The organism is Nocardia sp. NPDC051321 (genome assembly GCF_044455225.1).
Classification (GTDB): Bacteria; Actinomycetota; Actinomycetes; order Mycobacteriales; family Mycobacteriaceae; genus Nocardia.
Genome location: NZ_JBITEM010000038.1, coordinates 1 through 1,343, shown reverse-complemented (window position 1 = coordinate 1,343; position 1,343 = coordinate 1). Strand labels below are relative to the sequence as shown.

The following is a 1,343-nucleotide window of genomic DNA, read 5'->3' as shown; positions in this document are numbered from 1 at the left end:
GTGAATCCCCCCGGTGAGTCCGGGGACTTCATCTTCTGTGAAGGATGGAGTCGTGTCGTCGAGGAAGAAGTATCCGGCCGAGCTGCGTGAGCGGGCCGTGCGGATGTATGCCGAGATCCGGGAACAGCACGAGTCGGAATGGGCCGCGATGCGCGCGGTCGCCGATCTGCTGGGAGTCGGGACCCCGGAAACGGTCCGTAAGTGGGTGCGCCAGGGCCAGATCGATATCGGCGCCCGCCCGGGCGTCACTACCGAGGAGTCCGATGAGCTCAAAAGGCTGCGGCGAGAGAACGCAGAACTCAAGCGCGCCAACGCAATTCTGAAATCTGCGTCGATTTTCTTCGCGGCCGAACTGGACCGGCCACAGCGCTGACCGTCAGATATATCAGCGAACATCAGGGTCATCGTGAGAGCGGTGGCCTGCGATGGGGTGTCGAGTCGATCTGCGCCGTGCTCACCGAGCTCGGCGTCAAGATCGCCCCATCGTCCTATTACGAACACCGCGATCGGATCCCGACCCGAGGGCAGCAGCGCGACGAGGAACTGAAAGTAGAGATCACACGGGTGCACACGCAGAACTACGGCGTCTACGGCGCGAGAAAGGTGTGGCTGCAACTCAATCGGGAACACATCCGGGTCGCTCGCTGCACCGTAGAGCGATTGATGCGCGAGCTCAGGCTGCGCGGGGCAGTCCGGGGGCGGATCAAACGCACCACGATCGCTGATCCGGCCGCGGAGCGGCCGGCGGATCTGGTGCAACGACGATTCGCGCCCGCGGCACCGAATCGGTTGTGGGTGGCCGACATAACGTATGTCCGGACGTGGTCGGGGTGGGTTTATATCGCGTTCGTCGTTGATGCCTATGCCCGTCGCATCCTGGGCTGGCGCACCGGCACTTCGATGACCACTGTGTTGGTACTCGACGCGATCGAACATGCCATCTGGACGCGTGAACGTGACGGATGGGACGTGAAAGATGTTGTGCACCATACAGATAGGGGATCTCAATATACGTCGATTGCGCTCAGTGAACGCCTCGCCGACGCCGGGATCCAGCCCTCGGTCGGCGCGGTCGGATCCTCCTATGACAACGCGCTGGCCGAGACGATCAACGGTCTCTACAAGACCGAACTGATCAAACCACGTGGCCCCTGGCGCACAGTCGATCACGTCGAGTTGGCCACCGCCGAATGGGTCGATTGGTTCAATCACCGGCGGCTCTATCAGCACTGTGGTGACATGCCACCCGTTGAGATGGAGACCGCCCACTACTGTCAACACCCAGCCCAGCAACCCGCTGAGCTGTCACACCCGTAAGTCTCCGGACTCACCGGGGGGATTCA

The 1,343-nt window shown here is 62.1% G+C and carries 1 protein-coding gene; it reads left to right on the top strand.

Translation table 11 applies throughout. The features are described 5' to 3' along the window. Positions 1–52: 52 nt before the first annotated feature. A protein-coding gene (locus ACIA8C_RS43060; RefSeq protein ID WP_397145301.1) for an IS3 family transposase occupies positions 53–1,317 on the top strand; the annotation gives its coding sequence in 2 pieces (ribosomal slippage) (positions 53–365 and positions 365–1,317; 1,266 coding nt in all). Positions 1,318–1,343: the final 26 nt, after the last annotated feature.